6 protein-coding genes are annotated in these 6,306 nt (G+C 65.3%); 4 read left to right on the top strand and 2 right to left on the bottom strand.

What is annotated here, in order from left to right:
- Positions 1 to 237 precede the first annotated feature (237 nt).
- Both ABZ027_RS21380 and ABZ027_RS21375 read left to right on the top strand, forming a co-directional pair.
- On the top strand, positions 238 to 660 hold the full coding sequence (locus tag ABZ027_RS21380) for an OsmC family protein (protein ID WP_356770566.1): 423 nt from the start codon (positions 238 to 240) through the stop codon (positions 658 to 660).
- A 243-nt stretch (positions 661 to 903) separates the two neighbouring features.
- A complete protein-coding gene (locus ABZ027_RS21375; RefSeq protein ID WP_356770564.1) occupies positions 904 to 1,296 on the top strand; it encodes a hypothetical protein in 393 nt (130 codons plus the stop codon).
- 88 nt (positions 1,297 to 1,384) lie between these two features.
- On the opposite strand, the gene ABZ027_RS21370 is transcribed toward ABZ027_RS21375, so the two are convergent.
- Entirely contained in the window at positions 1,385 to 3,010 is a 1,626-nt protein-coding gene (locus ABZ027_RS21370; protein ID WP_356770562.1) for a cytochrome bc complex cytochrome b subunit, read from the bottom strand.
- A gap of 436 nt (positions 3,011 to 3,446) precedes the next feature.
- Here ABZ027_RS21370 and ABZ027_RS21365 point away from each other — a divergent pair, with 436 nt between their 5' ends.
- Positions 3,447 to 4,583 (top strand): low temperature requirement protein A, encoded by a 1,137-nt coding sequence (locus ABZ027_RS21365; protein WP_356770585.1) that lies wholly within the window; start codon positions 3,447 to 3,449, stop codon positions 4,581 to 4,583.
- Positions 4,584 to 4,730: 147 nt separating this feature from the next.
- Here ABZ027_RS21365 and ABZ027_RS21360 read toward each other — a convergent pair whose 3' ends face one another.
- A complete protein-coding gene (locus tag ABZ027_RS21360) occupies positions 4,731 to 5,000 on the bottom strand; it encodes a WhiB family transcriptional regulator (RefSeq protein WP_356770560.1) in 270 nt (89 codons plus the stop codon).
- A 364-nt stretch (positions 5,001 to 5,364) separates the two neighbouring features.
- On the opposite strand from ABZ027_RS21360, the gene ABZ027_RS21355 reads away from it, so the two are divergent.
- Positions 5,365 to 6,303 carry a sigma factor-like helix-turn-helix DNA-binding protein gene (locus tag ABZ027_RS21355; RefSeq protein WP_356770558.1) on the top strand — a complete coding sequence of 313 codons (939 nt, stop codon included), beginning with the start codon at positions 5,365 to 5,367 and terminating at the stop codon, positions 6,301 to 6,303.
- The last annotated feature ends 3 nt before the right edge of the window (positions 6,304 to 6,306 follow it).

Raw genomic sequence — 6,306 nt, 5'->3', positions numbered from 1 at the left:
CTGTCCGCCATGAAGGAGACAGGATGCTGCTGAGATTCCGGGTGGCGAACGTCCGGTCCCTGCGCGACGAGCAGGAGCTGTCGTTCTTGCGTGGAAACCATGTCACACGAGCGTGAGCCATCCTGTCCTAGGAGTGAAGGGACGAGCCACAGCGTCCCGACGCGACTCCGCCCCGCTTGGTGACCGCTTGGTGACCACCAGCCCCACGGCGGTCCCCCTCGCCCGAGAGGAAGACTGATGAACGCACGCATCGTGTCCGTCGGTGAAGGCCCACGCCTCGCCCGTTCCATTGCGGTCGGCCCTCATACGCTGACCGCGGACGAGCCCCAGCCCATCGGCGCCGACACGGGGCCCACCCCCGTAGAGCTGCTTCTGGCCGCGCTCGGGGCGTGTACTTCCATGACCGTCCGGGCGTTCGCGGACAGGCACGGTTGGCAGCTCGACCAAGCCGATGTGGCAGTGCGGTTCGATCCGCAAGGACAGATCATCAAGAGCATCCGGTTGACCGGCGATCTGGAGCCTGCCCACATCAGGCAACTGCTGGCAGTTGCCGGGCGCTGTCCTGTACACCGTCTCCTGACCAGCGAGGCCACGATCGTCACCGTGCCCACGGTGGCGGCGAGTTCCCACGCCTCCCACAGCAGGGCTGTGCCGGAATGAACCGGCTCGGTACCCGGTCCCCCGGCGCAAGGGTGTCCTGGGCCCCGCGATCCGAGTGAAAGATTTCTGCACGCCCAGCAAAAAGAACTCAAAAAGGCACAGAAAAGACGGCTTCCGATGTCACAAAGCAGCGTTCCATCCAGTCAAGTATGTGGTAGGGCAAATCGCCTCACCCCTTGCCCAGTTGGACGGTACGCCGCTCTTCCGACGTGATCGCCCGAGTCGGAACGGAGATGAGAACAGATGTTGCTCCAGACGGACAGGCATCTCGCACCGGGCGCATCCGCGGTCGGCATGACCACTGCCGAGACGGTCCTGGGGCCCGTCACCTCCGATTGCGGCCGGCGTGACCCTGCAGTCGGTGAGCGGGTCCCAGCTGGCTACCGCTTCGTGAATCACGGCAGGTGGTTGGTGGGTCTGCAGTTCCACACCGCCAACTCCCAGCGCCTGTGGCTGTACTACGTGGTGGATGAGGCCTTCGACACGATCCAAGCGGTGCGCGTGGCGGTCCAGCGCGCCGGCAGTGACCCGGACCGGGTGGCCCGGGGTGGGGACCGGGCCGAGGCCGATCAGGTCGAGGTCCAGCAGATCCTTCGAGATGCCCTCGGCCATTACCGTCTGATCCGGTGTCTCTGATCCGATCAGGCCCTGACCGTCCCCACGACCACCGCTCGTCGAGCTCGCACAGTCACTTCGTCAGTCATGTGGCCCGTGTGCAGTGGTGTCAGTGTCGGTGTTCGCTGGTGATCTCCTTGTACTTCTGCGCGGTCGGCTTGGTTATCTGCGTGCCTTCGCCGTAGAAGCTCCGGCTGAGCCTGGCGCGCAGGAGCTGCGCAAGGCGGGATCCGGTATCCGCACCTGCCCCGTTACTCGCAGGGCCGGGACCGATCGGCTTGTATTGCTCGTGTTGTGTGAGAACGTGCAATTGTTCCTGGCTGAGCGGCTCGTGCACCTCGACGAACTCACCGTGCGGCAAACGCTTGATGACGCCGGTCTCCCGGCCGTGCAGCACTTTGTCGCGGTCTTGGCGCTGGAGACCGAGTGCGTACCGCTTCGTTACGGCATAAGCGGTGACGGGCACGGCGAAGAGACCGATGCGAACCGCCCACGTCACCGATTCGACCGAGACGTGGAAGCGGATGGCGATGATGTCGTTCGCGGCGCCGATCAGGGCCACCAGATAAAAACCGATCCATGCGACACCAAGTGCCGTTCGAACCGGTTGGTTGCGCGGCCGGTCGAGGAGGTGCTGGTCGCGGTCGTCATCGGTCACCCAGGACTCGATGAACGGGTATGCGCCCATGGTAAGGAAGAGAAGAACGCCCTCCGCGAGCGGGATCAGGTTGTCCAGAGCCAGGGTGTGGCCCCAGAAGTCGATTTCCCAGCCGGGCATGACCCTCAGCAGCCCGTCGGCTATGCCCATGTACCAGTCGGGCTGCGATCCGGCGGAAACCTGGTCGGCGCGGTAGGGGCCGTACACCCAAACAGGGTTGATCTGTGCGACCGAAGCCATGACGAGGATGACACCGGCGACAACGAAGAAGAACCCTGCTGACTTTACGGCGCGTACCTTGGGCGGCAGACCCACAACATTCTTGTTGCTCCGCCCCGGACCTGGATACTGCGTGTGTCTGTGACGAAGAACCAGGAGGAGATGGACGACGAGCAGTCCCACGATAAGGGCAGGGATGAGCAGAACGTGGATCGTATTGAAGCGCGCCACCAGATCATTTCCGGGGAACTCACCTCCGAAGAGGAACATGGAGAGGTACGTTCCGACGATCGGGACGGAGAGGATCGTTCCGTTCACGACTGCGAGTCCGGTTCCGGACAGGAGGTCGTCCGGAAGGTCGTATCCCGTCAGCCCTCCGAACATTCCGAGGACCAGCAACAGGAAACCGAACACCCAGTTGAGCTCGCGAGGCTTACGGAAGGCGCCTGTGAAGAATACGCGCATCATGTGGACGAGCATGGCGGCGACAAATACCAGCGCCGCCCAGTGGTGGGCCTGCCGGATCAACAGGCCGCCACGGACATCGAAGGATATGCGCATGGTCGAATTGAACGCCTCCGACACCAACTGTCCCTGCAGCGGCGCATAGCTGCCCTGATACCGCACTTCCTTCATGGACGGATGGAAGTAGAACGTCAGATACACACCGGTGACGACGATGATGATGAAGCTGTAGAGGCAGATCTCTCCCAGCATGAACGACCAATGGTCCGGAAAGGCTCTTCGCGATTTCGCCCTGAGCGGGTTGTGGACGCCCAGGCGTCCAACGGCCCATTCGGCAACCCTTTCGCCCTTGGTCACTCGCCGCACTTCGATTTCCTGGCTCCCGTCGCTCATCCCCTACCACCATTCATGAATCGTTCACGGGGCCCGTCCCGGACGGCCCCGCCCGCGCGTTGAGAGCACGTCCTGGGCGGTGTGGGCCACCTCCGGACCGAGCGGCACGGGAACGGCAGGTCGACCGTCGCCGCAGGCTCATGGACCGCTTCCACCCATATGACCGCGCACGTCGCGCGACTGTGACATGTCCCGCCAGGAGATGGTCAGCATGCAGCACATCCGCGTCACACTGTTTCAGTACGGTGTGGTGGCGGAACGCGCCGTGCAGTGTGTGGTGACAGGTGTAGCCTCTCTCGGGCCGGATGTTGTGAACCAGCGTTACCGAAAGCACCGGCCCGCGGCACAGCCCGCGCCGCGTTCTCTCTCCGCCGCACCGCAGGAACCTGCCCCCATGAGTCAGTCACCGTACGTTGGAGTTGCCTTTTTCCGGCCGATGCTCGCTCGTCTTTCCGACGAGGAGCACCGCACCGCCACCGCACTGGAGCTGTTCTTCGATCTCTGCTTCGTCACAGCCGTCGCCCAGCTCGCCTCCGCGTTCGAGCACGAGCTCTCCGAGGGCAGGACAGGCCACGGCGTCCTCGGCTACGCACTCGTGTTCTTCGCGATCTGGTGGGCCTGGATGAACTTCACATGGTTCGCCTCGGCCTATGACACCGACGATGTCCCCTACCGGTTTCTCACTCTCGTTCAGATCGCGGGCGCCCTCGTCATGGCAGGCGGCGTGGCGCAGGCCCTTGAGCATGACGACTTCACGGTGATCACCTGGGGCTATGTCGTCATGCGGCTGGCCATGGCAAGCCAATGGCTGCGCGCGGCGCATTCGGATCCCCAACGCCGGCGCTGCTGCCTGCGTTACGCCTTCGGCATTCTCGTTGTCGAGATCGGCTGGGTGGCCCGTTTCGCCCTGCAGGGCGACGGTGACGTCGGCTCGTTCGTCATTCTCGCCGCAGCTGAACTCGCCGTACCTGTCTGGGCCGAGCACGCGGCCAACACCACTTGGCACCCCCACCACATTGCCGAACGCTATGGTCTGTTCACACTCATCGTGCTCGGTGAGTCCGTCACCGCCGCCTCCGGAGCCGTGCGAACCGCATGGCACGCCGACGTGGACGCCGGCACGGTCGTCCCCCTCGCGATGGGCGGCCTGCTCACGGTTTTCTCGTTGTGGTGGCTGTATTTCAATCAGGACGCACCACGCCGACTCGCCACCTTCACCACGGCGATGCTGTGGGGCTACGGCCACTACGCCCTCTTCGCCTCCGCCGCCGCCACCGGCGCCGGTCTTGCCGTCAACGTCGGTCGTGCCGCCGGCCACGGAGCCCTCTCCGACCAGCAGGCCGCAGCCACGTACACGGTCCCCGTGGCCGTCTTCATCGCGCTGGTCCGGCTCCTGCACCGGCGCCCCTCGCGGACATCTGCCCCGGCCGACATCGTCCACCTGGTCGCGGTCATCGTCGTCCTGGCCGCCACCTACACGGCCGTGCCCGTGCTCAGCACTGGAATCATCGCCACTCTCCTGACTGCCGCGATCCTCGTCGTGGCGGGGCGTGACGCTGCCCGGCAGCCCTGACGCGGGCCGGTCTCAGGATCCCCGTGCAAGGCCCGGATGGACGACATCGGTCCTACGACGGCTGCGTCTGCGGCGCGGGCGGTTCAAAGAGCCGCGCTGTGAAGCTGCTCCGTCGCGGGCCGCGGTACGGCTGCGGTGCTGGAACCCTCACGCCACCGTGCTGACACGGATCGTGGCCGCCCGTCGGGCCTCGAGTCGCCTTATCGCACGACGTTCGCTCTCCGTGGTGCCGCCCCAGATGCCCTCCACCTGCTGCACCCGCACGGCCCAGTCGAGGCACTGCTCCATGACCGGGCAACGGCCGCAGACTGCCTTGGCCTCCTCGATCTGCACAAGCGTCGGCCCGCTGTGTCCTATCGGGAAGAACAGATCTGGATCTTCTACGTACAGGCATGCTGCCCGTTCGCGCCAGTACATGACATGGTCTCCTCGTTCAGCAGCCATGGGAGAACCTCCGGAGGTTCGTCATTCGGCATGGAGGCCCCAGAATTCGATCATGGTCCTTCTCGTCCCGGTGACGGGGTGCCGGGGGCTGTCAGATGAGACCGGGCAACCGGCCCATGTGTGACATACAACCGCGTTCCGCATGGCGCAGCAACGTCCTCATCCCCGTGATCACTGGGGCTCGTGTCACAAGATCCGCGTGGGCACGGTCTAACGGATTGAGCCGAGAAATAGGTGAGGTGTTGTGCGCCAGAGCTCAGCCATCAACTACTCACGCCCCATGCGGGACGCAGGGCATGCAAGGTGGCACCCCGCCGGAACAGAGGGAGGATGCCGTATGGATCATGCTGACGCGGTGCCGATCGCTGAGTTGTTCGAGGAGCGTCGGTATCTGCTGGATGTCGCCTACTGGATGCTGGGCAGCCCCGGTGAGGCGGAAGGTGTTGTCGATCAGGCCTACCGTCGGTGGTACGGGCAGCCAGAAGAGACACGCCGGCGGATCACAACGCCAAGGGCGTGGCTCGCGAAGACCGCGGGCGGGATCTGTCTGGGACGACTCACCCTCCCCGAGCGGGGATCAGCCGCCCAGGAGAAGGGCTACCTCATGGAGGCCGGCGACGCCGAGGAAGCGCAGGCATCGCTGGCGGAGGAGGTGAGCCGGGTTCTGCTGGATGCGCTGGACTCCCTGTCACCGGCCGAGCGGGCGGCGTTCGTGCTCAATGACGTCTTCGGGATGAGCCCCGACACGGTCGCCGACATCGTGGGACGCACCGAGCCGGAGTGCGCCGAACTCGCCGACCGGGCCCGCCACTGCCTCCGGCTGCAGCGCTCACACCCTACGACACCGCAAGAACACGACGCGCTCGTCCACACCGTCCGCGAGGCCTGCCTGACCCAGGACGCCTGCCTCCTGGCCTCGACTCTGTGCCCCGACGCCACCGCTTTCTTCGACGGTGGCGGCAAAGTCAGGGCACTGACCAGGCCCGTCCATGGCAGCCGGCCCGTCGCCGACAGCCTGCTGACACTCCTGGCCGACCGCCCCCGAACCGCCCTGACCACTCACTCCGTCAACGGCCGCACCGGTCTCGTCGCCCGCTACGACCACCAGGTCGCCGCCGTCATCAGCCTCGACATCGCCGACCACCACATCGCCCAGGTCTGGGTCACCCTCAACCCGGACAAGCTGCGCCCGTGGAACCAACCCCCACCCCCGGTGGCAGCGGATCCCACCAGAGGCCGGCACGGCGGGACGACGGCCGGTCCTGGTCACGTGTGAGAG

The organism is Streptomyces sp. NPDC006332, assembly GCF_040612855.1.
Classification (GTDB): domain Bacteria; phylum Actinomycetota; class Actinomycetes; order Streptomycetales; family Streptomycetaceae; genus Streptomyces.
This window is presented reverse-complemented; position numbering and strand designations above follow the sequence as displayed.